Source organism: Enterobacter sp. 01-M-02-SI-ECC, assembly GCF_047530595.1.
GTDB lineage: Bacteria > Pseudomonadota > Gammaproteobacteria > Enterobacterales > Enterobacteriaceae > Enterobacter > Enterobacter cloacae_M.
The window spans coordinates 157,700-180,740 of sequence record NZ_JBLKCZ010000003.1 but is presented as its reverse complement, the minus strand read 5'-3'; the positions used below and the strand labels follow the sequence as shown (position 1 = coordinate 180,740).

Here is a 23,041-nt window from a genome sequence, read left to right as displayed (position 1 = left end):
GACGTTTTAGATATGGAACTTCGTTATCTGCGGTATTTTGTCGCGGTAGCACGCGAGCGACACTTCACCAGGGCGGCCGAAGCGCTGGGTATTTCACAGCCTCCTCTGAGTCAGCAGATCAAACGGCTCGAAGAGGAAGTGGGCACGCCGCTGTTCAGACGCCTGACGCGGGGCGTGGAGCTGACCGAAGCGGGAGAAGCCTTCTACGAGGACGCCTGCAAGATCCTGGCGCTGAGCGACGCCGCGCTGGAGAAAGCCCGCGGCATCGCGCGCGGGCTGAACGGTAACCTGTCGATTGGCATCACCAGCTCCGATGCTTTTCATCCCAAAATTTTCGCGCTGATTCGCCAGTTTCAGGTGCAGAACATGGCGGTGCAGGTTCACCAGGTGGAAGCCAATATGTCGTCGCTGACGACGATGCTGGCGGAGGGTGAGCTGGATATCGCCTTCGTGCGCCTGCCGTGCGAGAGCAGCAAGGCGTTCGAGTTAACCATCCTCGACCGGGAGCCGATGGTGGTGGCGCTGCATCGCGACCATCCGCTGGCGACGTGCGATTCGCTGGCGTTAGAGCAGCTTCGGGATACGCCGGTGGTGTTGTTCCCGCAGGAGGTCGCGCCCGGCCTGTACGACCGGGTTCACGGCTGCTGCGAACGGGCCGGGATCGACGTGCAGCACGCGCTGCAGTCGTCACAGCTTTCGTCCTCCCTGAGCATGGTTTCCGCCGGCGGCGGGTTTGCGCTGGTGCCGAAATCCATGGCGGCCATTTCTCCGCCGAATGTCACCTACCACGCGCTGAGCTCGCCGGAGCTTTACACCGATATCGCGCTCTGCTGGCGGCGCTTTGAACGCTCGCGGACGGTGAAACGGTTTCTGGCGATGATGAGCGAGGGGTAGCGGCCGGTTTGGTTGGTGTTTTTTGTAAGCCGGGTAAGGCGTAGCCGCCACCCGGCAATGTCGTTCTGGAAGCCGCCTCGCAAACCTGCAAGCAACCTTATGTAATTCAGGGGCATCCCTTTTCATCCTTTCTTCACGGTCGTAAAGTGCCTGCGTTGCGGCACATCCGTAACCGGGCGTAGGAACCCGTTAGCATAACATGACGTTTTTTTGCACAACGAGGATGCTAAATGGCTACTGTCCCTGAGTTTTCTTATGCGCTCTCTGAAGAAAGCGCTGTTCATCACCTCATCAATCTTCAACTTTGCGATTCCGCAGATCTCTTCGAACTGGCTGACACCTGCGCCGCGTATGTCAGCGTACTGGTGGAAACTGACGACGCGGTGACGTTTACCATACTTTGCGAGCGCTTGCTGGAACTGCTTAAACGCCTGCGTGAACATTGCGATACGGAACTTCCCCCGCATCTGGTTGAACGGCTCATCGCGGGGGAGAAGATCGTTTCCTGCGTGCCGGACTGCTGGCAGGAAACAGCGTTGCAGGTGGATTATGCTGTGGCATTAACGCTGGCGGTGATGGGCGGGACACTGCCTGCGAGCGTGGCGAAAGAACTCACTGGGCTACTGCATGATATGGTCTGGTTGCTGGCGGAGTTTGTGAAGGAGCCGTATATCGCGGCGCACTGAGGCGGGTGATGGGTGGCCGGGATTCTGCTGCTGCGGACGGGCGAGGATTTCGGCCACATACCCCTCTCTTTTCCTGGTAATTGTCTATATCAAAGCATCTGTTACTCTGGCTGGGCTCAAAGGATGACAAGGATGAGAGATGCTGAATCCAGGATTCGTTACCCGCAAAGCACTTACTCACTGGCGGGACGTTCCCGCTTTTCTACCCCGGTTTCAATTCCATGAGAAACATCGAACGGTCATTCATACTGCTCACCCTGAAACTATTCTGCCATAGATTGCTAACTTTGACGTCCGGCAAGACCCCGTGATTCGGCGGCTAATGTCATTACGTCAAATACCGCAGAAATTTCTGCGCAACCGGCAGTCTAACGCGATCGGCGACTTTGGTTTGCACAGCTTTACCCGTTTGAAATGCTCAGCATCTGAGCTGTGCTATGGCTTAATTGGGCAATTCTGGCGAACTGATTTCGGTCTGGAAGACGTGCCGGATGCCAGTGCTTTTCAGACGGCAGCCGCACCGGGCAGTGCGAAACTGTTACTTCGCTATCGGATAACGGAACTGGCGCCAGGGCAACATGAACTCTGCACGGAAACGTTCGTCTATTGTCCGGACAGAAGCACTCGGCTAAGGATGACAGCTTACTGGCTGGTAATCCGGGCGGGCAGCGGCTGGATCCGTAAAAGGACGCTGAAGGCGGTCAGAGCGAATATTGAAAGTCAGACGTGAGATGTACCTGTGAAATGTTCCGAAAGGGAAACTCGCGGGAATATTTTCCTGAACGTTTATGGTTTGAACAATGGAGGTTTTGATGAATAAGCGTACTATTGCCTGTTTGCTCTTACTCAGTGCATTCGCTGTAAATGCAGCTAATGGCGGTAAGGGTGGTGATGGAGGAAATGGCTCTGATGGCGGAAACGGTTCTGATGGGACCGCCTCATCTAATGGCCGGGCGGGTTGTCCGGGCGGAACAAGTCCGGATCCATCGGGGCATTTTTATCTTCCCGGTACAAAAAAGCAATGCAACCCGGGGAAGCAGGATGCAATGAAGAGCGCCAGGCAATGAGATAAAGCGTCACAATACGCTAGCTCATCCTGATTCTGTTTCCTTACCTGCCTCCAGCTCCCGGAAAAATGTTTAGCAAGGTAAAAGATAGGCATCACGACGACACCGACAGATAAGCGTTTATGGAAAGCTTCTCCATGAAAAAAAGAACCACCTGAGCGCTTATCACGAAAAAAATCGATTTTGACCACTTTGGGCAGCACGAGATTGAAAAGAGCTATCGATCCAGCGTGATTTTGACAATAATATCGACCTTATGTGGGATCGGTAAATTCATCCTTTAGTTAAGCGTCTATTCACTATGTCATTAACATAATGTTCAATCGAAATATTGTGCTCACGATTAATCTTAGAAATGAATGCGTTAAGATGCTCTTGCGATGCATGAAGGGTAGTGGCAATAAGGTTATCAAAATCGTTCTGAGTAAAATGTTTATGTCCCTTTAACGTCGAGCGCTGGAGCAAAGTGTGTGCGGACACTTCCAGGACGGCCCGCCGGTAATGATCGGACAGCAGGACGTCAAGATCGGTCTGAAGAATATCAAACTCAAAATGAAAACTGACAAATCCCGATTCAACAGGTAATGAATAAATCAGTTTGTCACCTAATTTCTCAACGTAAGGTTCATATCCTTCTCCCATTACTCGCGTAGTTTGCATACAATCCCTTTCCTTTTCATGCATCATGATTAATTCCACTTAAATAAATACATAGCATTACTATTTTAAAGATCGAGAAAATCATTCCGGTATGTATCAGCCATTTAAAACACAGTATACTCTTTACCCGATTCTGCAAGGCCGTACAAAGACTCAAGCGTATCGTTTCCTTGCTCATCAGACCATGGAGATGGTTGTAACACTTTGAAAACAATATTTATATTAAAAAGAATAGAAGCGCCAAAATGAAGTAAATAGGCACGATAACTTTCAGGGATTAGCCCTATTGATGTTTCTAATGTATTTAAACTCTTTTTCAGTTCATCTAATGGTAATGGTGTCGATTTCGCTCCAAAGCGCTCTAATTTATTCAACAATGTTCTTTCCTCCATATATCTTATTCGTAGCCAATATGGGGCACGTTGGCATGAAGATCTCTCAGCAGAAGAATTAGGGTATTCGCAATCAGATAATGTGGAGTGTGCATCTTTTCCCTTAACAAATTCTGAGCCCTTCCTGTGTAAGGTCTTTTTTCTATGCAATGGCATTATTACCAATGGTAAAATACAAGCATACCTGACATTCTTTTTATTAATATTTATCTATTTACTAACATCCAAATGTAAAAAAACAAGCCATGATCATATTCTGATTATAGCTTATTTGTGAAATATCATAAATCAACAGTTAAATTCATTCCTGCATCAGGATATGCCTCACAAATTTCCTTGTAAAATTCAGTAAAGCTATTTGTAATTTTATAGATATTGCCGCACCCATTTTGCTCAGGGGTTTCAAACAGTTGGATATCATCCTCTGCATGTAGATGTGTTCTGTCCCAATAATATACACCTTGGCTTTCACTGCCATTTAATATAAGGTAAAAGTTACCTCCAGGATCATCACCAATAATTAACTTAGCATCAATGAAATCAAGTTCATTTAAAAAATTTTCATTTTGACGAAAAATGTCGTGGTTTGGATTTTTCATATTTATTCCAAAAAGGGCATAAAAAGCGATAACCCCGTCATCGACACCTTCATACTCCAACTCACAAAAATCCGGAGATTTTACAACAAAGCCATTTTTCAACCTGAGAAATTCTTTATAATCTTCAGGTAAACTGATTTTGAATTTTCTCTCCAAAACCTTAATTTCATCTTTATTTGCAGGTTTACCATATGAAATAGGCATAAGCTCTCCTTGCTAAGGTCATGACCTAGTGATCTTAGATACTCCACCTCTATTATGGAAAAATCGATGGTAGTAATTAAAGCCGGAACTTAATGGTTTCCGGCATATTCCATTCATTTATCTAAATAAAAAAACATGTGCCCTAGCCATAAAAATAATCATAGAATGCATTAAAACTTTCATTACCGATAAGAGGCACAATTCTTTTCCGCAACTCATCAATAAAGTCATCTTTCACTTCGTCATTATCATCTGCTATATCAAAGATATCGTATTGACCATATACCAAATCAATAAGCTCAGCTAATGAAAATATAAATCCAGAGAGACTGCCAGCTATTTTAAATGGTTCAATTACATCATAACTAGCATAGACAGAGGTATTCCCTTCATCGATAACCGCAATTATAGGTTTACCTCCACCTAAATCATCACCAAAAACAAGATAATTGTTTGGTAAGTATTCATAACCACTTTGAGCCTTCGAGAGCTCACTGACAGAATGAATTTTAATTGGCGTGAAGCCTGTTTCAATCTTTAACTTTTCAGGATTATAATTTTTATATAAGTAATCAACATCTGTTGAACGAGGTAAGCTGGACGGGAAAGCATTATCCAAGTCATTGATTGTATTAAAATTCCCTGACAGCGAAAATTTTTTGCAAACAGCAACAAGTTTTTTTAAAGACTCTTCAATTTCACTCATAACAATACCTCACATTCAGCATATTCATTGATATTATTGACAGCTCTTCAAATTCTTACGGGTAAGATTACGGTCTATCAATCGTCCTTTACCTGGAGTCTCATAGCTGCCACGGTGACCTTGTAGACCATGTAAATGCTCATCATAGCCGCTTGGATGATTAGCATTCTGGAGAAATACAATATTCCTTGGATCACCTTGCCATTTCCCTCCCAGAACACCATTACCTTTCACACTATTGATATGATGGCCTGTATAACCCATTTCGGACATAACCGACGATAATTGGCGATTATTTTTTGTGCTTAATATTACTTCGCGTTCAGCGGCCGTCCAGTCTCGGCTTCCACCACCAGCCGCAACTAGTTCCCTTTCTTCTCCCCATGCTCGGCTTATTGCTGTCGCCCTAGCTCCCGGTTGCGCGCTAAGGGTGGGATCTGGTTTATAACGAACTAAACCTTGCGCAGAGAGTCCCCACGGATCAATCCACCCCAACGGATTTGGCGCATACTGATAAAGGTTCCACCCACCATTCAACCCAATCGGGTCCTGCACAATAAACCGCCCGACCTGCGGGTCGTAGTAGCGGAACAGGTTATAGTGCAATCCCGTTTCACCGTCAGCGTACTGCCCGGCATAGCGAAGCGGCTGGTGTGGCATCGCCGTACGGTTCACAACCCGTGAGAACCCTTCGCTCTGGTGGCGTACCTCGCCAAAGCTGTCGAACTGGCCGCTCCAGCGCACCGCGCCGCGCTCGTCTGTGACCTCCAGCGGCGCGCCGTTCAGGTCGGTGTTGAACCAGTAAATCTCACCGCTGCTCTGGTCTCGAAGGTGATCCACCCGCGCCAGCGGGCTCCAGGCCTCATTCGGATCGTAAACATAGGTGCTGCACAGCCCGCTCTCCTGCAGCTCCTGCAGCAGGCGGTAGCCCTGCCACAGGAAGCGCGTTTCTGTGGTGCCGTGCGTCGTAGTGACGATTTTGCGCGTACGGCGGCCCAGAGCGTCGTAGTGATAGCGCGCCTCAAACCGCCCTTCCGGCCCGGTTCCCCGGGCGGACACCAGACGGTTCTCGGCGTCATACGCATAATGCTGTTCATACAGCCCGTTCCGGCGGCTGACCAGGTTGCCCCAGGAGTCGTATTTCATAAACAGCGCCTGCCAGTGCTGCAGGCGGTTATCCGTGACCGGTTCCGCATCGTCATTGGCGGCGAGGTTATCCGCGGCGTCATAGCTGAACTGCGCGCGGCTGTGCCCCTGGCGGGCCTCGTAGTGCTTTAGCAGACGCCCTTCGGCGTCGTAGCCGTAGTCCACCTCACCGCGCAGGGTGTCGCTGACGCCGGAAAGCTCGCCGCGCGCGGTGTAGCGGTAAAGGCGTTCCAGTATCGCCTGCTCCGGCAGGGTAACGTCCGTGCTCAATTCGCTGCGCTGCAGGGTGCGTCTGCCGAGACTGTCATACTGGCGAATCTGCTCGCGCGCGCCCTGGGTGCGGCGCACCTCGCGGTGCAGGCGGTCGCGGGTGAACTCGGTCACCAGCTGCTTCCCGAAGCGGATGGCGCTGACGTGGCCGGAGCCGTAGTGCAGCCAGGCCAGCTTTTGCTCACCGGGCAGTGTCAGGCCGGTCAGGTTGCTCAGGGCATCCCATTCGTAACCCACCGCGCCGTTAATGCCGGACTCGCTCAGCATGCGCCCGGCGGCGTCGTGGCGGTAAGCGATCTCATCGCTTTCGATACCCAGGGCAACGCCTTCCGCCGTCGGCGTACGGCGGATGCGGGTAATCTGGCCGCTCAGGTCGCGGAAGTAGCGGTACTCCGCGTGGCGCTGAGTGCGCCCGATCAGCAGCCCGCTGTCGTCATAGCTGAACTGCTGGACGCGACGGGCGATGCCGCCGTCGGCGGCAGGTCGGCCGTTTTCTTCGAGCGCGCAGAGGAACCCTCGCGCATCCCATTCCATATGGCGCACGGTCTCGTCCGGGCGCGTTTCGCTGAGCGGGCGGCCCACGGCGTCGTAGGTGAAGCGGTATTCCGCCCCGTTGCCGTTATCAAGCCGCAGCAGGTTACCGCGCGGGTCGTAGCGCCACTGGCGCACGCGGCCAATACGGTCGGTGAGGCTGACCGGGAGGCCGAGCGCGTTATAGGCCCAGGTCACTTCGCTTTCCAGCGGGTCGCGCCAGCCCGTGAGCTGGCCGCGTTCGTTCCACACCAGCGACTCTCGGCTGCCGTCCGGATGGATCACGGCGCTCAGCAGCCCGGCGTTGTTCCACTCCCGGCGCGTGATATTCCCTTCCGCATCCTTGCTGGCAACCAGCTGCCCGAATCGGTCGTAGGTAAAGCGGGTCACGCTGCCGGAGCAGTCGGTGCGCTGCGTCAGCAGCCCCTGGTGGTTCCAGACCAGGCGCACCACGCCGCCGATGGCGTCGGTGATGCTCTCCGGCAGGTTTTCTTCATCATCGGGATAGCGATACGCGGTGGTGCTACCGGCCGGGTCGGTTTCCGACAGCAGGCGACCGCGAAGGTCGTACATGGCCTGCGATGAGGTGCCGTCCGGGTATACCGTGCGGGTGATGCGGTCGGTCAGGCGATGCCAGTGATACTCCGTGCGGCGGCCCGCCGGGTCCGTCTCGCTGGTCATGCGGCCGTATTTGTCCCACGTGCTGCGGCGCATCGCACCGCCGGGCAGGATGACGTCGCAGAGCTCGCCGTCGCAGTAGAAAAACGTCGTCTGGTGGCCGTCGTAATCCGTGAAGCGCGCGACGTTGTCGTCGTCATCCACCAGCCAGTGCGCCTGCGCGCCGTCTTCGCGGGTCGCGCGGCGGGTGCCGTTATCAAAATCGTATTCGAACGTCAGCTGTTCGCCGCCGCTGTGGCGGAAGCCGACCACGCGCGGCAGGCCGTCAATCTCTCGCCAGCGGTATTCGCTCAGCAGGCCGTTGGCGTCCTCGTGGGCGCTCATCAGCCCGTCCTGCCAGCGGAAGCGTCGGCGCACGCTACCGCCCCGGCCGGTCACACAGACCAGCTGGCGCTGTTCATCATAAGCGTAACTGACCAGGCAGATCTCGTCATCCAGCCAGGCGCCGGTGAGCCTGTCGCGGTCATAGCGGCAGACCACGCGCTGGCCCGCGCCGTCGGTCAGGGCATGCAGGGTATTATCCGCGTTCCACTCGAAGAGGATATCGTTGCCGCAGGGTTCAGAGATGCGCTGGAGCAGCGACGGGGCGTCATCCCGCAGCGGCGCATAGTGCCAGCGCTCGCCGCTGACGTCATACACCGACCAGCTGTCGTCCTGGTGATGTTCAAGCCAGTTCTTTTCGCTTTCGCAGTAGGTGCGCAGCCCTTTCGGGACCTTCGGGAAGGCGACGTAATCGCCGGACGGCGCGCGCCACACCAGGCCGTCCTGATAAGGCTCCAGGCGGCTTTCCCAGAACAGGCTCCAGCTGCGGCCCAGCACGCTGTCGCCGGGGTTGCCGCTGCGCCAGTAGCGCTGCCAGCGCACCGGAAGACGGGAAGGCAGGACGAAGTCCAGCTCATCATCCCCGCTGAGAAACTTCTGTCCGCTGACGATATCCACCGGGCGGGCGATGATCCCCGCGGCCGCCACGCCGGTCATCAGCGTGCCGGCGCGACAGGCGATACGGGCCAGCTTGTTGATACCGGGGATTTTGCCCAGCAGCTTAGAGAGCGCCCCGACTTTGCCAGCGGCCCCGCCCCAGCCGCCGATAAGCCCGGCGAACAGCAGGGTAAGATCGGAGACTTTGTAGAGCCACTCGGGCACTTCAGACTGAATGGGCAGGGTTTGCTGCGGGTCGCCGCCGATAATGACGTTGTTCGAACCGGTCATCACCTTTGCGTCGCAGGTGGTGCGATCCCCGATGCGGGAGGCTGGCTGGCTGTTAATGGAGACGCGCTTAGAGCCTTCGGCCATCTGCTGCGAGCCGTCGTCAGAACAGTCGACGATGCTATCGGTGGCAAGCGCGGCGGGTTTACCGTTGATAAACACGTTCGGCGAGCCGGAGGTGATGACGCCTTTCTTCGTCATGCTGGATGCCCCGGCGTCCGCGATGCTGTCCCGGGCGGCGGTCGCCAGCTCCCCGGTATAATACCCCACGGCCAGGCTGGCGCCGACGAGCAGGACGCCCACGCCAAGACAGGATGCGCCGAGACCGGCAATAAACATGGCCCCTGCCAGAATGCCCCCGGCGGCGGCAATCAGGCCACCGACAATCGTTCCGGCAATCATCCCGGCCAGCGCACCGGAGTGGCCGATATCATCACCAACGCGTGCTGCTTCAAACATAACAACGGTCCCTGGTGTTAATGGTGGAAGCGGAAGCTCCTGAGAAGTTCGCCAAACAGCGCGCCGTCAGCATCGCCCGGCGCGCGGGTGCAGGTCATGGTGAAGACCAGGACTTTATCGCTGTTGGTATTAAAGACGGCCTGCTGCTGCCAGATGCGTTTCCCGTCGCGCAGGTAGCTGGCATGGACAATTTCACCCTGTGAAAGGTTGTCGCCAAGCGTAGCGGCGCTGCGCTCACCCTGCTTCCAGGCCTTGATGTGTTTTGCCATCAGGGCGAGCTGGCGATCGATATACGCGGCAAGCGCTTCGCCGGGATTGAGGGCATCGCGGGAGATGTTGAACGCCGGCGAATCCGCTGCAGGCGGCGCGAATACGTTGACGGTACGATCCTGATAACCCTCAGGAAAGGTGATCTGTCCTTCACTGAACAGGCACTGCGAATGTTGTTCTGACATTGAGCGGGTCCCACCACATTTTTTCAGAAGCGGTAAGTTTCGCATATGTGTTTAAGGCTGACTATCCCCAGATTATTGCCCCACCGCCACGCTCGCCGACAGCCCCGCCACCAGCTCAACGCCCTCCGGCAGCCTGTCGATATGAATGCGCACCGGTACGCGCTGCGCCAGCCGCACCCAGCTAAAGGTGGGCTCGACGTCGGGCAGGCCCAGCCCGCCCGCCTCATCGTTGCTGTCCCCGATCCCATGCCCGATGCTCTCCACGTGACCCGTGATGACCGGCTCGTAGCCCATCAGCACCACCTGCGCGGCATCCCCGACGCGAATATGGCGCAGCTTGGTCTCCTCAAAGTACCCCACCACCCAGAAGCTGTGCGCATCGACGATGGCGACCTTCGTCTCCCCCGCCGTCGCGTAGTCTCCGGGGCGAAGCCGCAGGTGCGTGACGTACCCCGAGACCGGCGCGCGCACGGTGGCGTGCGCCAGATTCAGCTCTGCCAGATCCAGCGCGGCCAGCGCGCCGTGATAATTGGCCGCCGCGACGTTCGCCGCGCTGCCGGTTTGCTGCAAATCCTCGCTCGAGATGGCGTTTTTAATCAGCGTGCGGCGATGGGCCGCGTCCTGGCGCATCAGCATCTCATGGCGTTTCGATTCCACATCAGCCTGCGCGCTGACCACCGCCAGCTTAAGCCAGCGCGGATCGATGGTGTAAAGCACATCGCCCCGGTTCACCCACTGGTTGTCCCGCACGGCTACGCTGATGACCGGCCCGGAGACGTCCGGCGCAATCTGCACCACGTCCGCCCGCACGCGGCCGTCGCGGGTCCACGGCGTTTGCGCGTAGTGTTTCCACATCATAAAGGCCAGAAGCGTGGCCGCCGCGACGACGCTCAACGTCAGCGCATAGCGAGCCAGTAAAGAGAGCAGTGATTTCATGACAATAACCCCAACGCGGTCAGGCCCTGCATCAGCAGGAAAAAGGTGACAATCCAGGTTGAAACATCCATCAGCGGGCGAAACGGCAAGCGCCGGTAGAGCCTGCTGAGAGAGAAAAGCGCGACGAGGCCCAGCGTGCAGACCAGCGCCGCGAGGGCGACCATCAGCAGCCCCGGAATAAAAACCCCGCCGAGATTGAGATCGTTAACCATGGTCTGGCCCCCGTAATGCACAGTGCAGATCCACCAGCCTGAAGACCAACTGGCGCGTATGCTCATCTGCCGCAGGCAGATTGCGCGCGATAAGGGCGGCAATGCGTTCGCGCAAGGCGTGGCGGTCCGCGGCGTTTATCCGATGAAAAAGCGCGTCAACCTCCCTGCCGGGCGGTGCGTCACTGCGGCGTAAATGCATGACAGACAGCCCCAGGCGCAGCGCGTGCAGCAGCCGATCGAGCGCCTGCTCCGGCGCGCGCGCGCTGCGCTGCAGGCGCGGCAGCAACAGGGCGGTTCGGTCCATCATCAGGTTGATCCAGTGCGTTTCATCAACCCGCAGCGTGCCCTTCACGCTGCGCCGAATGTCGCGCTGGCAGAGGTTCAGCAGACGCGTGATGGCGCCATCCGCCTGCACGGTTTGCAGCAGGCTCATGCTGATGACGGCAAAGCCGGTCGCGGCAAAGAGCGCAATGGCAGTGTTGGCCGCAACGGCGAAGTCTCCGCTGTAGTGCGCCCCCAGCTCGCACAGAATGGGCAGCGTCAGGGTGATCCCCATCGCCATAAACGTGGTGGGCGGGCGCGCCTGAAGCGACCCGGCCAGCAGATACGCCGGGGCAAGCACCGCCACCAGCACCGGGAAATCGCTCACCAGCGGGAGCAGCGCAAAGCTGTAGAACAGGCTAATGACCACGCCCCAGAACGAGCCAATGATGTATTTCACGATGTGCGGCGCCGGGGTATCGAAGCTGCCAAACAGCGTGCAGCAGACCCCCAGAATAGACACCGCCGTGCCGCCATCCGGCCACGCCGAGAAGATCCAGACCAGACAGCCGCTCAGGATGATGGCAAAAGCCCCCATCGCCGTGCGGGCGGCGGTAAGAGGATCGCGGTGGAAAACGTACCCTTTCGCCGCGCGGGTTTGCATCTCCCCAAATACGGGTTTTGCATGGTGGATGGCCCCGGAAAGACGTTCGCACTGCTGCAGAAGCGCGACCGCCTCCGAGAGGTAGCGGATAAAGCTGACCTGCAGCGCGTCGTCAAACGTCTGCGCCTGCGCGGCATACCGATCGATGAGAAGCGCACAGCGGAGCCGCAGCGCGTCTGCCGTACTGCTGGCATCAGCGCCTTCAGCGGCCAGCCAGGCCTGAACGTCGCCCAGCAATGCCAGCACGTCGGCGGGCAGGGTTTCGATCGCTGGCAGGCGATCGCGCAGTTCACAGTTGACGATAACCAGCCGCGCCAGCCGATCGTGAATCGCTTTTCTGGCCTGCCGCACCGGGGCTGAAAGGGCAAAATCATACGGAATATGGTGGCTGATGCCCTGCAGGAACTGCAGCGCCAGAGCCAGATGCAGGGGGCCGGAAGCCGCGTCGGGTTTGCCCGCTAAGGTGTCCGCCACCCGCCCTCGCGCGGCCTGTAGCGTCTGGGATAATTTAGTGTTGAACTGGCCTGATACGCGCGCGGGCAGCACGTAGCGGTGGATCAGCGCGGCGCAGAAAATCCCAATCGCGATCTCCTGCACGCGGACGATGGCGACGTTAAAAATGCCGCCGGGATCGGACACCGCCGGAAAACCAATCAGGCTCGCGGTGTAGCCCGCCAGCACAAAGGCGTACGCCCGGGGCGTGCGTTCCAGCAGGGATAGCCACAGGCAGAATACGATCCAGCCCGTCAGCACCACGCTGCACAGGACTGGCGTATTCGCGAAGGCAGGCACAATCACAACGGTCGCGCTGGCACCCGCCACGGTACCGGCCAGCCGGTAGAGGCTTCTGCTCAGCGATGCTCCGACCGACGTCTGCGACACGATGTAAACCGTAATAATGGCCCACGAGGGACGCTCAAGACCGATCGACAGCGCGAGGTAATAAGCCAGCATCGCCGCGGCAAAACTCTTCGCGGAATAGATCAGCGCGCCCGCATCGTTTCGCAGCGCGGCGGGGATGTGCACGTGAAGTGAGAAGATTTTATTCATGCCGGGATTATTACCGGCTTGCAGACCCGCTTAAATACTCTATTCTGTCAAAAAATACCTAAATGTTGCCATAATCGTGAAGCCTCAACCTGCTACTACGCTGTATGACCCCGACTCTACCGCCAGCCCGGCGGTGGCGCGTCATCTGGACTTCATGGACTACGCCGCGGAAGTGCCGGTGCATACCCACCGCAAGGGGCAGCTGATTATTGCCCGATACGGTGCGGTCAGCTGTTACGCGGAGAATGATATCTGGATTGTGCCGCCGGACTGCGCCGTCTGGATCCCCGGCGGGATCCCGCACAGCGCCAAAGCAACCTGGAACGCGCATCTCAACTATCTGTTTATTGAGCCCGGCGCGGCGGCGCTGCCGGAAAAATGCTGCACGCTGGCGATCTCGCCGCTGATTAAGGAGCTGGTCGATCGTCTGACGCGCGAAAGCGTGGATTATCCCGCCGACGGCCACGTCGCGAGGCTGACCCGGGTCACGCTTGACGAGCTCGCCAGCATGCCGCAGCAGAAGCTAAGCCTGCCGGTCTCAACCGATCCGAAAATTCGCGCCATGGCGGACGCGCTGGTCAGCTGCCCTGAGCACAGAAGCACCCTGAAGGAGTGGGCGAAACGGCTCGCCCTCAGCGAGCGCTCGTTTGCCCGCCTGATGCAGCGCGAAACCGGGCTGAGCTTCGGTCGATGGCGCCAGCAGCTGCATTTGATTATTGCCCTGCGGGAGCTGGCAAGCGGCGTGCCCGTCCAGAACGTGGCGACAACGCTCGGGTACGAATCGGTGAACGCGTTTATCACCATGTTCAGAAAAGCGATGGGCAGCACGCCCGCCCATTACTTTGCCGAACGGAAAAACAGTAACCGTTAACCCGGCCCCTCGCTCCCCGCCGCCAGCAGCGGTACCACCACGTCGCTGATGGGCACCGCAATGCCGTGTTTGCGGCCGTAGCGCTGGATGACGCCGTTGCGGATATCCCACTCCATCGGGCGATCCGCCTGACGGTCAGCCAGAATCGACGTACCCAGGTCCACGGGCGCGCGCTGAAAGTTCGCCAGAATCTCCTGCGCCACATCATCGTTCAGCTTCGCCCCTTCGGCGCGGGCGACGGCCAGCCCCTCGCGCAGGTAGGCCAGCGAAAGTTCGCTAATATCCTCGCGCCTGAACATTCCGGCGCGGCGATTGGCGAGCACCATCAGCCCGGCGACCGCGTTTTGCAGCAGCTTGCGCCAGGCGACGGTAGGGAAATCTGCCGAGAGCTCAACTTCACAGCGCGTTCCGTGAAGCGCCTGCACCACCCGCTGCGCCTGCGGTACGTCCGGCAGCGTCAGGCGCGGTTTGGCGCGCAGCCACACTGAGGCATCCGGCTCGCGCTGCGCCGGGAACCAGACTACCGACGGCAGCACCGTTGCGCCACTGACCAAAGGCTCAAGCTGCGCCTTCTGCTCTACGCCATTTTGCAGGGCGCAGACCACCGTATTTTCATCGCACAGCGCGCGCAGCCACCCGGCGCTGTCGGCGTTTTGCGTCGTTTTCACTGCGATAAACACGAGATCAACGGGACGCGTAATGGCCGTCGGGTCGGTTAGTACCGGACCGGGCACCACCGTTTCACCCTCATCGTGACGCAGGCGTAATTCCGGATGCGCGGTGCGTCCGCAGAGTAGCGGCGTGCGGCCAGCGTCATGCAGTACCGCGGCAACGGTGGTGCCAATCGCACCGGGACCAATCAGCGCAATGGTTGGATAGTCAGACATGAGTCACTCCCCTTTTGCTAAGCCTGCTATCAGTTATACCACCCTGAGACGAGTGCGCCACACCCGTTGTCTATACTCAACATTCACAGACAACGGAGTGCGCCATGCCTTTACCCGATTTTAAATCCTCTGAACCGTTCACCCTTGGCATCGAGCTCGAACTGCAGGTGGTTAACCCGCCGGGGTACGATCTCAGCCAGGACTCCTCCGCGCTCATCGCCGCCGTCAAAGACGACATCAAAGGCGGTGAAGTCAAACACGACATCACCGAAAGCATGCTCGAAATCGCCACCGGCGTGTGTCAGACCATCGATCAGGCGGCGGCACAGTTCTCAGTGATGCAGCAGAGCATCCTGCGCGCGGCGGCGGAGCAGCACATTCAGATCTGCGGCGGCGGGACGCATCCGTTCCAGAAGTGGCAGCGCCAGGAGGTGTGCGACGACGAGCGCTATAACGTCACGCTGGAGCGCTTTGGCTATCTGATTTTGCAGGCGACGGTGTTCGGTCAGCACGTTCACGTCGGCTGCCGGACCGGGGATGATGCCATTTACCTCCTTCACGGCCTGTCGCGCTTTGTGCCGCACTTTATTGCCCTGGCGGCCGCCTCGCCTTACATGCAGGGCACCGACACAAAGTTCTCCTCGTCGCGGCTCAATATCTTCTCCGGGTTCCCGGATAACGGACAGATGCCGTGGGTCAACAGCTGGCAGGAGTTCGAGGGGCTGTTCCGCCGCCTGAGTTCCACCAGCATGATCGACAGCATTAAGGATCTGCACTGGGACATCCGCCCCAGCCCGCACTTCGGCACCGTCGAGGTGAGGGTGATGGATACGCCGCTGACGCTCGGCCACGCCATTAACATCGCCGGGCTTATCCAGGCGACCTCGCACTGGCTGCTGACCGCGCGGCCCTATAAGCATCAGGAAAAAGATTTTCTGCTGTACCGCTTTAACCGTTTTCAGGCCTGTCGCTACGGGCTGGAGGGGATCCTGACGGACGTGCACACCGGCGAGCACAAAACCGTGGCGGAAGACATTGCGTGGCTGCTGGAGCAGGTTGCGCCGTCGGCCGAGAAGCTCGGCGCAACGAGCGCAATCAATGAAATTGCCCTGCTGTTAAAGCAGGGCAAGAGCGAGGCGCAGCGCATGCGGGAGTTTATCGCCGACGGTGGCTCGCTGATTTCTCTGGTTCAGAAGCACTGCGAGCTGTGGGCGACGAGTCCGTAAGTCCGTGGCCCCACTCGCGCAGGCGCTGGAACAGCACGAACAGCGCGGGGATAAACAGGATCCCCACCACGGTCGCCACCAGCATGCCGCTGAACACCGTGGTGCCGATGATGCGGCGGCTCTGGGCACCCGCCCCGGTCGCCAGCATCATGGGCAATACGCCGATAATGAACGACACGGCGGTCATCATCACCGCGCGGAAGCGGCGCGATGCCCCTTCCCGCGCGGCATCGACAATCGCCATTCCGTCCATGCGCCGCGCGCGGGCGAACTCCACGATCAGGATCGCGTTCTTGGCGGCAAGGGCTATCAACAGCACCAGACCAATCTGCACGTACACGTCGTTGGCGTAGCCCGCCAACCACAGCCAGACCAGCGCCCCGCCGATGGCGAAAAGCACCGAGAGCATCACGCTCGCCGGGAGCGTCCAGCTCTCGTACTGGGCAACGAGGAACAGCCACGCCATCACCACCGCCGCCAGCACAATCCATATCGCCTGATTGCCGGTCTGCTGCTCCTGATACGACATTCCGCTCCAGGCATAGTCGTACCCGGCTGGCAAGTTTTCCGCCAGAATCTCGCCCATCGCCGCCATCGCGGTGCTGCTGCTCACTCCTTCCGCCGCCGAGCCGCTCACCGACACGGACGGGAACTGGTTGTACTGCTGCAGGAACGGCGCGCCGACGGTCGGCGTAATGGTGACGAGGTTGCTCAGGCGCACCCGCTCGCCGCTGTTGCTGCGCACGAACAGCTCGCCGATCTGCTCGGCGCGCTCGCGCCACTGCATCTCGTTCTGCATCACTACGTGGTAGACGCGGTTGTTGACGCTGAAATCCCCGGCGCGCGTGCCGCCAAAGGCGGTTTGCAGGCTGCTGAAGATGCGCGACACCGGCACGTCGAGGCGCGCGGCGCGCTCGCGGTCAACGGTCAGCGTCAGCTGCGGCACGTTGCTGCTCCAGGTGGTGAACACGCGGCTCAGCTGCGGATGCTGGTTGGCTTTCGCCAGCACTTCACGCGTCACGCGCTCCAGCTCTGCCGGGCTCTGCCCCGCCTGCGCCTGGATGCGCAGGTCGAAGCCGGAGGCGTTGCCCAGCCCCGGCAGCGTCGGCGGCGCGAAGGTCATGATGGTCGCTTCCGGCAGGGCCAGCAGCTGGCGCTGCAGGGTACCCATCACCTCATCCAGCGGCGGACGCTCGCTCCAGTCTTTGAGCATGATGGAGATAAACCCGCCGTTGGAGGCGCTGGTGCCGTTGAGAATGTTAAATCCGGAGACCTGAATCACGTCTTCAACCGCCGGATTTTTAGCGATGAGTTCGCGTGCCGTGTTCATCACCGCTTCGGTGCGCTCCAGCGAGGCCGCCTCCGGCAGCTGAACGCTGGCAAAGAAGTAGCCCTGATCCTCCTGCGGCAGGAAGCTTTTAGGCATCGACGTAAAGCTGAACGCCACCACGGCCGCCGCGCCTGCGGTGGCCAGCAGCGCCAGCCACGGGCGAAGGTTGAAGATAGTCACGATGCGGGTGTAGACGCCACGCGTGGCCTCCAGCCCCCGGTTGAACCCACGGAAAATCGCCGCGGGCTGCGCCGGGCGCTGACGCAGCAGCATCGCGCACAGGGCGGGCGTCAGGGTCAGCGCCACCAGGCTTGAGAGCGTCACGGCCGTCGAGAGCGTCACCGCAAACTGGCGGTACAGCTCGCCGACAATCCCCGGCAGGAGCGCTACCGGCACAAACACCGCCAGCAGCACCAGCGTCGTGGCGATGACCGGCCCGGCGATCTGGCGCAGCGCCAGCGCGGTCGCCGCCGTGCGGCTCTGCCCTTCCGCCATCAGCGTTTCGACGCTCTCCACCACCACGATGGCGTCATCCACCACCATGGTCAGCGCCAGAATAATGGCAAACAGGCTGAGGGTGTTGGCGGAGTAGCCGAGCGTGTAGAGCACAGCGAAGGTGCCCACCAGCGATACCGGAATGGCGAGCGCGACAATCAGCGTCGCGCGCCAGCTTTGCAGGAACAGGGAAACGACCACCACAACCGCCAGCAGGGTGAGCGCCAGCGAGACGCCGATCTCTTTAATCGTGGCCGCAACAAATGAGGTGGTGTCGAATTTCACCTCGTAGACCAGGTCGTCCGGGAAGCGCGTCGAGAGGCGTTCCAGCTCCGCGCGCACCGCGTCGGCCGCGCGCAGCGCGTTGGCGGACGGCGTCGGGTAGATGCCGAGATAGGCGGAGTCGTGCCCGTTCAGCTGCGCGCCGGAGCTGTAGCTGCGCGAGCCGAGCTCGATGGTGGCGACGTCCTTCAGGCGCACCAGCTGGCCCATCTCGCCCGCGCGGATGATGATGTCGGCAAAGTCTTCGGCCTGGCTTAAGCGCCCCAGGCCGTTGATGGTCAGGGTCTGCTGCTGGCCGTTAAACACCGGCGGCGTGCCGACCTGGCCTGCCGCCCCCTGCACGTTCTGCTCGCGCAGCGCCTGCGCCACGTCGTCGGTGGTGACGTTCAGGGCGTTCATGCGGTCCGGACGCAGCCAGATGCGCATGCTGTAGTCGCGCGCGCCAAACATCTGAACCTGCCCGACGCCCGGCAGGCGGGACAGCGCCTCGCGCACCTGGGTGCTGGCGAAGTTGCTGACGAACAGCGGCGTATGGGTGTTGTTCGGTGAGTAAAGACTTACCCCCATCATCAGGTTGGTGGCGCGCTTGCGCACCTGCACGCCGTTTTGCTGCGCTTCGGTCGGGAGCTGCGCCACAGCCTGCGAGACGCGGTTCTGCACGTCGATGGCGGCGAGGTCCGGATTGGTGCCCGCCGCAAAGGTAATGTTCAGGCTGTACGAGCCTTCGTCCGAGCTGGTGGACTCCATGTAGAGCATGTGATCCACGCCGTTCAGCTGGGTCTCCAGCGGCGTGGCGATAGCCTCCGCCACGTCAGCCGAGCTGGCGCCTGGCCAGCTGGCAGACACATTCACCACCGGCGGCGCGATCTGCGGGTACTGCTCCACCGGGATAATCCTCAGCGCAATGGCCCCCACCAGGGAGATGACCAGCGCAGTCACCATCGCGAAGCGCGGGCGTTTGATGAAAAACGTCAGCATGATGGCTCCTTAATTCAGTATCTGGACGGCCGCGCCTGGCTGCACGCGCTGCGCGCCGTCAGTAATCGCTCGCTCACCGGACTTCACGCCGGAGGTAATCCGGAACTGCTGGCCGATCTGTCCGGCGATCTTCAGCGGCCGCATTTCGGCTTTTCCGTCGGCGTTAACCACCCAGGCAAAGAACCCGTCGCCGTTCTGCTGGACCGCGGCGGCGGGCAGGGTCAGAACCGGCTGCTCGCTGGCCGGGCGCAGCGTCACGTTCACGCTGCCGCCGGGCAACAGCTGATGGCGCGGGTTGGCAAACTCGGCGCGCAGCATCACGCTGGCGGTGCGCGGATCGATGCGGTTGTCCACTGAGGTGAGCTCGCCGCTGACGCGCTGGCCGTTGCTGTCAATGAACGCCTGCCAGGCCTGCTTCATGGCGCTGATATCCGCATGCCGTCCGGCTTTGGTGGCAAACGCCCCCTCTTCCAGCGCAAAGGCGATGCGGATGGGATCGAGCTGCACCACCTCCACCAGCACGCCGCTGGCAGGGCTGACCAGGCTGCCGACGTGGAACCGGCTGTGCCCCACGCGACCGTCGATCGGCGAGGTGATGCGGGTGTAGTTCAGAGTGACATTACGGGTTTCGAGCCGGGCTTTGGCCTGCTCCAGCGCGGCGCTCGCCACGTCCCGCTGCATGCGGGCGTTGTCCACGTCGTGACGGCTGATGGCGTTGCTGCTGCCCAGGCTTTCAAAGCGGGAAAGCTGCTGCTGCGCCTGGCGCAGCGTGGCTTCGGCGCTTCTTACCTCGGCCTGCGCCAGGCGCAGGGCGGCGCGCGGCTCGGCGTCGTCCAGCTCGAACAGCAGGTCGCCTTTTTTCACGTACTGCCCGTCGCGGAAGTGGATTTTGGCGATCGCGCCTTCGGTACGCGCGCGCAGCTCAACGGTGTGGATGGCTTCGATGCGGCCAGGGATCTGGCGCTCGGCGGCGTGGGCGGTCTGCTCCACGGTGGCGACGCGAACGGGGATGGCGGCGGCGAATACGGGTTGCAGGGTGCAGGCGAGAAGTGCGAACAGGAGTGGGAGTTTCATGGGAGTACCTCAGCGTTGTTTCTCCCCTCACCCCGGCCCTCTCCCACAGGGAGAGGGAGGGAACAGTCCCCTCTCCCTGTGGGAGAGGGTTAGGGTGAGGGCAAAAGGTTATGCAGCCTGACGGAACCTGCGGGTCAGTCGCTTCTCGACTTCGACGACGAAGAACATCACGCCCGCCACCGCCAGAGTCACAAACCAGTAGCGCAGCGGCAGCGCTTCGGTGCCGAACAACATCTGCATCAACGGCAGGTAGATAATCGCCGCCTGGAGCAGGAACAGCACGCCCGTCACCAGCCAGATCCCTTTATTCGCCAGCAGGCCGCGGTTCAGGGAGAACCCTTCGGTGTTGCGGCAGTTAATCATGTACACCCACTGGGCGCAGACCAGCATCTGCAGCAGCACGGTGCGGATGAACTCCGCGCTGTGGCCGCGCGGGGCCAGCCAGGCCTCCAGCGCAAAGGCGGCGATGGCAATCATGGTGCCGACGAAGGCCACGCGCCATACGGCGTAGGCGTCCATCACGTGCTGCCCGGTCTGACGCGGCGGACGGCGCATGATGTTGCGCTCGGCGGCCTCAAAGGCCAGGCCGAAGGAGAGCGTGGCGGAGGTGGCCATGTTCATCCACAGAATCAGCACCGGCGTCAGCGGAATGATGTTCCCCGCCAGCAGCGCAATCACAATCAGCAGACCCTGCGCGAGGTTGGTCGGCATGATGAACAGGATGGTCTTCTTCAGGTTGTCGTAAACGCGACGCCCCTCTTTCACCGCGCTGGCGATGGTGGCGAAGTTATCGTCCGTCAGGACCATGTCCGCCGCCTCTTTGGTCACTTCCGTGCCCTTGATGCCCATCGCGATGCCGACGTCAGCCTGACGCAGCGCCGGGGCATCGTTCACGCCGTCACCGGTCATGCCGACGATTTCGCCCTTGTCCTGCAGCGCTTTCACCAGGCGCAGCTTATGCTCCGGGCTGGTACGGGCGAAGATGTCATACTTCACCGCCGCTTCCGCCAGCGCGGCGTCGTCCATTTTCTCCAGCTCGTAGCCGGTGACCGCCTGCTCGCTGTTGGTGATCCCCAGCATCTGGCCGATGCTCATCGCCGTCTGCGGGTGATCCCCGGTGATCATCTTCACGCGGATCCCCGCCTGCTGGCAGGCGTTAATCGCATCAATGGCTTCCGGACGCGGCGGATCCATCATCCCGGCGATACCGAGGAAGATCAGGCCGTGGCTCAGGTCGTCGTGCGTAAGTTCCTGCTCACCGTTCGCCGGCTTGAACGCCGCGGCGACCATGCGCAGCCCCTGACGCGCATAGCGCTCCATCTCGCTTTCCCAGTACGCGCGGTTGAATGCTTCCACGCCATTGCGGGTCTGCTGCTCGGTGCACAGGGAGAAAATCACGTCCGGCGCGCCGGTGATAAGGATCTGCTCCTCACCGCCAATCTGGTAGTGGGTGCTCATGTACTTGTACTGCGAGTCGAACGGGATCTTGTTAACCAGCGTGGTCATGACCGGCTCAAGGCTGGCCTTCGCCGCCAGCACCTTCAGCGCGCCCTCGGTCGGCCCACCGGTGATGCCCCACAGGCCGCGCTCGTCCTGGATCAGCTGGCTGTCGTTACACAGGTCGATGGTGCGCAGGTACTGCTCCAGCACGGTGCCCGGCTGGATGTGGACCGGCTCATCGCTGCCTTCCAGGTAGATATTGCCTACCGGCTCGTAGCTGTTGCCGTCCACGCGGTAGCAGGCGTCAGCGGTGATAATGGCTTTGACCGTCATCTCGTTCATGGTCAGGGTGCCGGTTTTATCCGAGCAGACCACGGTCATCGCGCCCAGGGTTTCAACCGTCGGCAGCTTGCGGATAATTGCCCGCTTGCGCGCCATCGCCTGCACGCCCAGGGAGAGGATGATGGAGATAATCGCCGGCAGGCCTTCCGGCACGGAGGCCACCGCCAGGCTAATCAGGGAGAGCAGCAGCTCACCCATCGGGATCTCGCGGAACGCCAGGCTGAAGACAAACAGCGCGGCCATCATCGCCAGGATAATGGCGAAGATCGCTTTACCCAGCTTGTCCATCTGCACCAGCAGCGGCGTGCGGTGCTTTTCGATGCCCGCCATCATCTGGTTGATATGGCCAAGCTCCGTATCCTTACCGGTCGCGGTGACCACGCCTACGCCGCCGCCCGCGCTTACGGTCGTCCCGGAGAAGACCATATTGGTCCGATCGCCCAGCGGCAGTTCACCGCTCAGCGGATTAACGTGTTTATCCACCACGGTGGATTCACCGGTCAGAATCGCCTCTTCCACGCGTAAATTATGCGCTTCGATTAAACGCATATCCGCCGGAATACGATTTCCCGCGCGTAATACAATAATATCGCCCGGAACTATTTCAGTTGTGGGTATCGTTTCGTGGTTGCCGTTACGAATAACGCGCGCCTCGCTGGAGAGCATATTGCGAATACTCTTCAGGGATTTTTCCGCGTTGCTTTCCTGGATATGACCAATTAAGGCATTGATTACCGCCACGCCCAGAATAACCAGCGTATCAACCCAGTGGCCCATGATTGCCGTTAATACGGCGGCGGCCAGCAGGACATAAATCAGGACATCATTAAAATGGGCCAAAAAACGCAGCCAGGCAGGCTTGCCTTTTTTCTCCGGCAGCGCATTGGGGCCATGTTTTTGCAGACGCGCCTGCGCCTCTGCACGGTCCAGACCGCTGGCCTGGCTCTTCATGTGAGCAAGCACCTGCTCTGTGGTCTGCTGATATGCCAGCCCGCCGGAAGGCGGCACGTTTGGGGATAATTTTTTCTCGGTCATCGTAT

General features: G+C 59.3%; 18 protein-coding genes and 1 pseudogene. 6 read left to right on the top strand and 13 right to left on the bottom strand.

All coding sequences use genetic code 11. The features are described 5' to 3' along the window. Positions 1–12: 12 nt before the first annotated feature. The 4 genes and pseudogenes from ACMWLG_RS06510 (at position 13) to ACMWLG_RS06495 (ending at position 2,647) form a co-directional block, all read left to right on the top strand. Entirely contained in the window at positions 13–894 is an 882-nt protein-coding gene (locus tag ACMWLG_RS06510) for a LysR family transcriptional regulator (protein ID WP_045401999.1), read from the top strand. A gap of 230 nt (positions 895–1,124) precedes the next feature. Then, a complete protein-coding gene (locus ACMWLG_RS06505; RefSeq protein ID WP_045401997.1) occupies positions 1,125–1,580 on the top strand; it encodes a hypothetical protein in 456 nt (151 codons plus the stop codon). 139 nt (positions 1,581–1,719) lie between these two features. Next, positions 1,720–2,310, top strand: a pseudogene (locus ACMWLG_RS06500) (hypothetical protein). An 82-nt stretch (positions 2,311–2,392) separates the two neighbouring features. Further along, positions 2,393–2,647 (top strand): hypothetical protein, encoded by a 255-nt coding sequence (locus ACMWLG_RS06495; RefSeq protein WP_071957344.1) that lies wholly within the window; start codon positions 2,393–2,395, stop codon positions 2,645–2,647. Positions 2,648–2,920: 273 nt separating this feature from the next. Here ACMWLG_RS06495 and ACMWLG_RS06490 read toward each other — a convergent pair whose 3' ends face one another. The 9 genes from ACMWLG_RS06490 to ACMWLG_RS06450 all read right to left on the bottom strand — a co-directional run bounded on the left by ACMWLG_RS06490 (position 2,921) and on the right by ACMWLG_RS06450 (position 13,076). Next, positions 2,921–3,307, bottom strand: a complete 387-nt coding sequence (locus ACMWLG_RS06490) for a hypothetical protein (protein WP_045402226.1) — start codon at positions 3,305–3,307, stop codon at positions 2,921–2,923. Positions 3,308–3,411: 104 nt separating this feature from the next. Then, a complete protein-coding gene (locus ACMWLG_RS06485; RefSeq protein WP_127348414.1) occupies positions 3,412–3,684 on the bottom strand; it encodes a hypothetical protein in 273 nt (90 codons plus the stop codon). A 296-nt stretch (positions 3,685–3,980) separates the two neighbouring features. Beyond that, positions 3,981–4,502: an SMI1/KNR4 family protein gene (locus ACMWLG_RS06480; protein WP_045401994.1), complete on the bottom strand. Its 522-nt coding sequence runs from the start codon at positions 4,500–4,502 to the stop codon at positions 3,981–3,983. Between the two features lie 142 nt (positions 4,503–4,644). Then, a complete protein-coding gene (locus ACMWLG_RS06475; RefSeq protein ID WP_045401990.1) occupies positions 4,645–5,208 on the bottom strand; it encodes a hypothetical protein in 564 nt (187 codons plus the stop codon). Between the two features lie 33 nt (positions 5,209–5,241). Further along, positions 5,242–9,498 (bottom strand): RHS repeat-associated core domain-containing protein, encoded by a 4,257-nt coding sequence (locus tag ACMWLG_RS06470; RefSeq protein WP_045401986.1) that lies wholly within the window; start codon positions 9,496–9,498, stop codon positions 5,242–5,244. Positions 9,499–9,515: 17 nt separating this feature from the next. Next, positions 9,516–9,953 (bottom strand): DcrB-related protein, encoded by a 438-nt coding sequence (locus tag ACMWLG_RS06465; protein WP_023619098.1) that lies wholly within the window; start codon positions 9,951–9,953, stop codon positions 9,516–9,518. Between the two features lie 72 nt (positions 9,954–10,025). Continuing rightward, positions 10,026–10,889 carry an HlyD family secretion protein gene (locus ACMWLG_RS06460; RefSeq protein ID WP_045401980.1) on the bottom strand — a complete coding sequence of 288 codons (864 nt, stop codon included), beginning with the start codon at positions 10,887–10,889 and terminating at the stop codon, positions 10,026–10,028. After that, positions 10,886–11,101 (bottom strand): DUF1656 domain-containing protein, encoded by a 216-nt coding sequence (locus ACMWLG_RS06455; RefSeq protein ID WP_045401979.1) that lies wholly within the window; start codon positions 11,099–11,101, stop codon positions 10,886–10,888. The genes ACMWLG_RS06460 and ACMWLG_RS06455 overlap by 4 nt, the downstream gene beginning before the upstream one ends. Further along, entirely contained in the window at positions 11,094–13,076 is a 1,983-nt protein-coding gene (locus ACMWLG_RS06450; RefSeq protein ID WP_045401975.1) for an FUSC family protein, read from the bottom strand. The genes ACMWLG_RS06455 and ACMWLG_RS06450 overlap by 8 nt, the downstream gene beginning before the upstream one ends. A gap of 76 nt (positions 13,077–13,152) precedes the next feature. Between ACMWLG_RS06450 and ACMWLG_RS06445 the strand changes: the two genes are divergently transcribed. Beyond that, positions 13,153–13,947: an AraC family transcriptional regulator gene (locus ACMWLG_RS06445; protein ID WP_045620353.1), complete on the top strand. Its 795-nt coding sequence runs from the start codon at positions 13,153–13,155 to the stop codon at positions 13,945–13,947. Here the strand turns inward: ACMWLG_RS06445 and ACMWLG_RS06440 are convergent. Then, positions 13,944–14,834 (bottom strand): oxidoreductase, encoded by an 891-nt coding sequence (locus ACMWLG_RS06440; RefSeq protein WP_045401969.1) that lies wholly within the window; start codon positions 14,832–14,834, stop codon positions 13,944–13,946. The genes ACMWLG_RS06445 and ACMWLG_RS06440 overlap by 4 nt on opposite strands. 104 nt (positions 14,835–14,938) lie before the next feature. Between ACMWLG_RS06440 and ACMWLG_RS06435 the strand changes: the two genes are divergently transcribed. Further along, positions 14,939–16,060 carry a YbdK family carboxylate-amine ligase gene (locus tag ACMWLG_RS06435; RefSeq protein ID WP_045401965.1) on the top strand — a complete coding sequence of 374 codons (1,122 nt, stop codon included), beginning with the start codon at positions 14,939–14,941 and terminating at the stop codon, positions 16,058–16,060. Here the strand turns inward: ACMWLG_RS06435 and ACMWLG_RS06430 are convergent. The 3 genes from ACMWLG_RS06430 to ACMWLG_RS06420 form a co-directional block, all read right to left on the bottom strand. After that, positions 15,990–19,145 carry an efflux RND transporter permease subunit gene (locus tag ACMWLG_RS06430; RefSeq protein WP_045401961.1) on the bottom strand — a complete coding sequence of 1,052 codons (3,156 nt, stop codon included), beginning with the start codon at positions 19,143–19,145 and terminating at the stop codon, positions 15,990–15,992. The genes ACMWLG_RS06435 and ACMWLG_RS06430 overlap by 71 nt on opposite strands. Positions 19,146–19,154: 9 nt before the next feature. Continuing rightward, positions 19,155–20,219 carry an efflux RND transporter periplasmic adaptor subunit gene (locus tag ACMWLG_RS06425; protein WP_045401959.1) on the bottom strand — a complete coding sequence of 355 codons (1,065 nt, stop codon included), beginning with the start codon at positions 20,217–20,219 and terminating at the stop codon, positions 19,155–19,157. A gap of 108 nt (positions 20,220–20,327) precedes the next feature. Continuing rightward, complete coding sequence (locus ACMWLG_RS06420) at positions 20,328–23,036, bottom strand: cation-transporting P-type ATPase (protein ID WP_045401956.1); 2,709 nt, start codon at positions 23,034–23,036, stop codon at positions 20,328–20,330. Between the last annotated feature and the right edge of the window lie 5 nt (positions 23,037–23,041).

Coding starts and splice junctions, on each gene's coding strand:
- ACMWLG_RS06510 (WP_045401999.1), top strand. CDS start 13: ATGGAACTTCGTTATCTGCGGTATTTTGTCGCGGTAGCACGCGAGCGA.
- ACMWLG_RS06505 (WP_045401997.1), top strand. CDS start 1,125: ATGGCTACTGTCCCTGAGTTTTCTTATGCGCTCTCTGAAGAAAGCGCT.
- ACMWLG_RS06495 (WP_071957344.1), top strand. CDS start 2,393: ATGAATAAGCGTACTATTGCCTGTTTGCTCTTACTCAGTGCATTCGCT.
- ACMWLG_RS06490 (WP_045402226.1), bottom strand. CDS start 3,307: ATGCAAACTACGCGAGTAATGGGAGAAGGATATGAACCTTACGTTGAG.
- ACMWLG_RS06480 (WP_045401994.1), bottom strand. CDS start 4,502: ATGCCTATTTCATATGGTAAACCTGCAAATAAAGATGAAATTAAGGTT.
- ACMWLG_RS06475 (WP_045401990.1), bottom strand. CDS start 5,208: ATGAGTGAAATTGAAGAGTCTTTAAAAAAACTTGTTGCTGTTTGCAAA.
- ACMWLG_RS06470 (WP_045401986.1), bottom strand. CDS start 9,498: ATGTTTGAAGCAGCACGCGTTGGTGATGATATCGGCCACTCCGGTGCG.
- ACMWLG_RS06465 (WP_023619098.1), bottom strand. CDS start 9,953: ATGTCAGAACAACATTCGCAGTGCCTGTTCAGTGAAGGACAGATCACC.
- ACMWLG_RS06460 (WP_045401980.1), bottom strand. CDS start 10,889: ATGAAATCACTGCTCTCTTTACTGGCTCGCTATGCGCTGACGTTGAGC.
- ACMWLG_RS06455 (WP_045401979.1), bottom strand. CDS start 11,101: ATGGTTAACGATCTCAATCTCGGCGGGGTTTTTATTCCGGGGCTGCTG.
- ACMWLG_RS06450 (WP_045401975.1), bottom strand. CDS start 13,076: ATGAATAAAATCTTCTCACTTCACGTGCACATCCCCGCCGCGCTGCGA.
- ACMWLG_RS06440 (WP_045401969.1), bottom strand. CDS start 14,834: ATGTCTGACTATCCAACCATTGCGCTGATTGGTCCCGGTGCGATTGGC.
- ACMWLG_RS06435 (WP_045401965.1), top strand. CDS start 14,939: ATGCCTTTACCCGATTTTAAATCCTCTGAACCGTTCACCCTTGGCATC.
- ACMWLG_RS06430 (WP_045401961.1), bottom strand. CDS start 19,145: ATGCTGACGTTTTTCATCAAACGCCCGCGCTTCGCGATGGTGACTGCG.
- ACMWLG_RS06425 (WP_045401959.1), bottom strand. CDS start 20,219: ATGAAACTCCCACTCCTGTTCGCACTTCTCGCCTGCACCCTGCAACCC.
- ACMWLG_RS06420 (WP_045401956.1), bottom strand. CDS start 23,036: ATGACCGAGAAAAAATTATCCCCAAACGTGCCGCCTTCCGGCGGGCTG.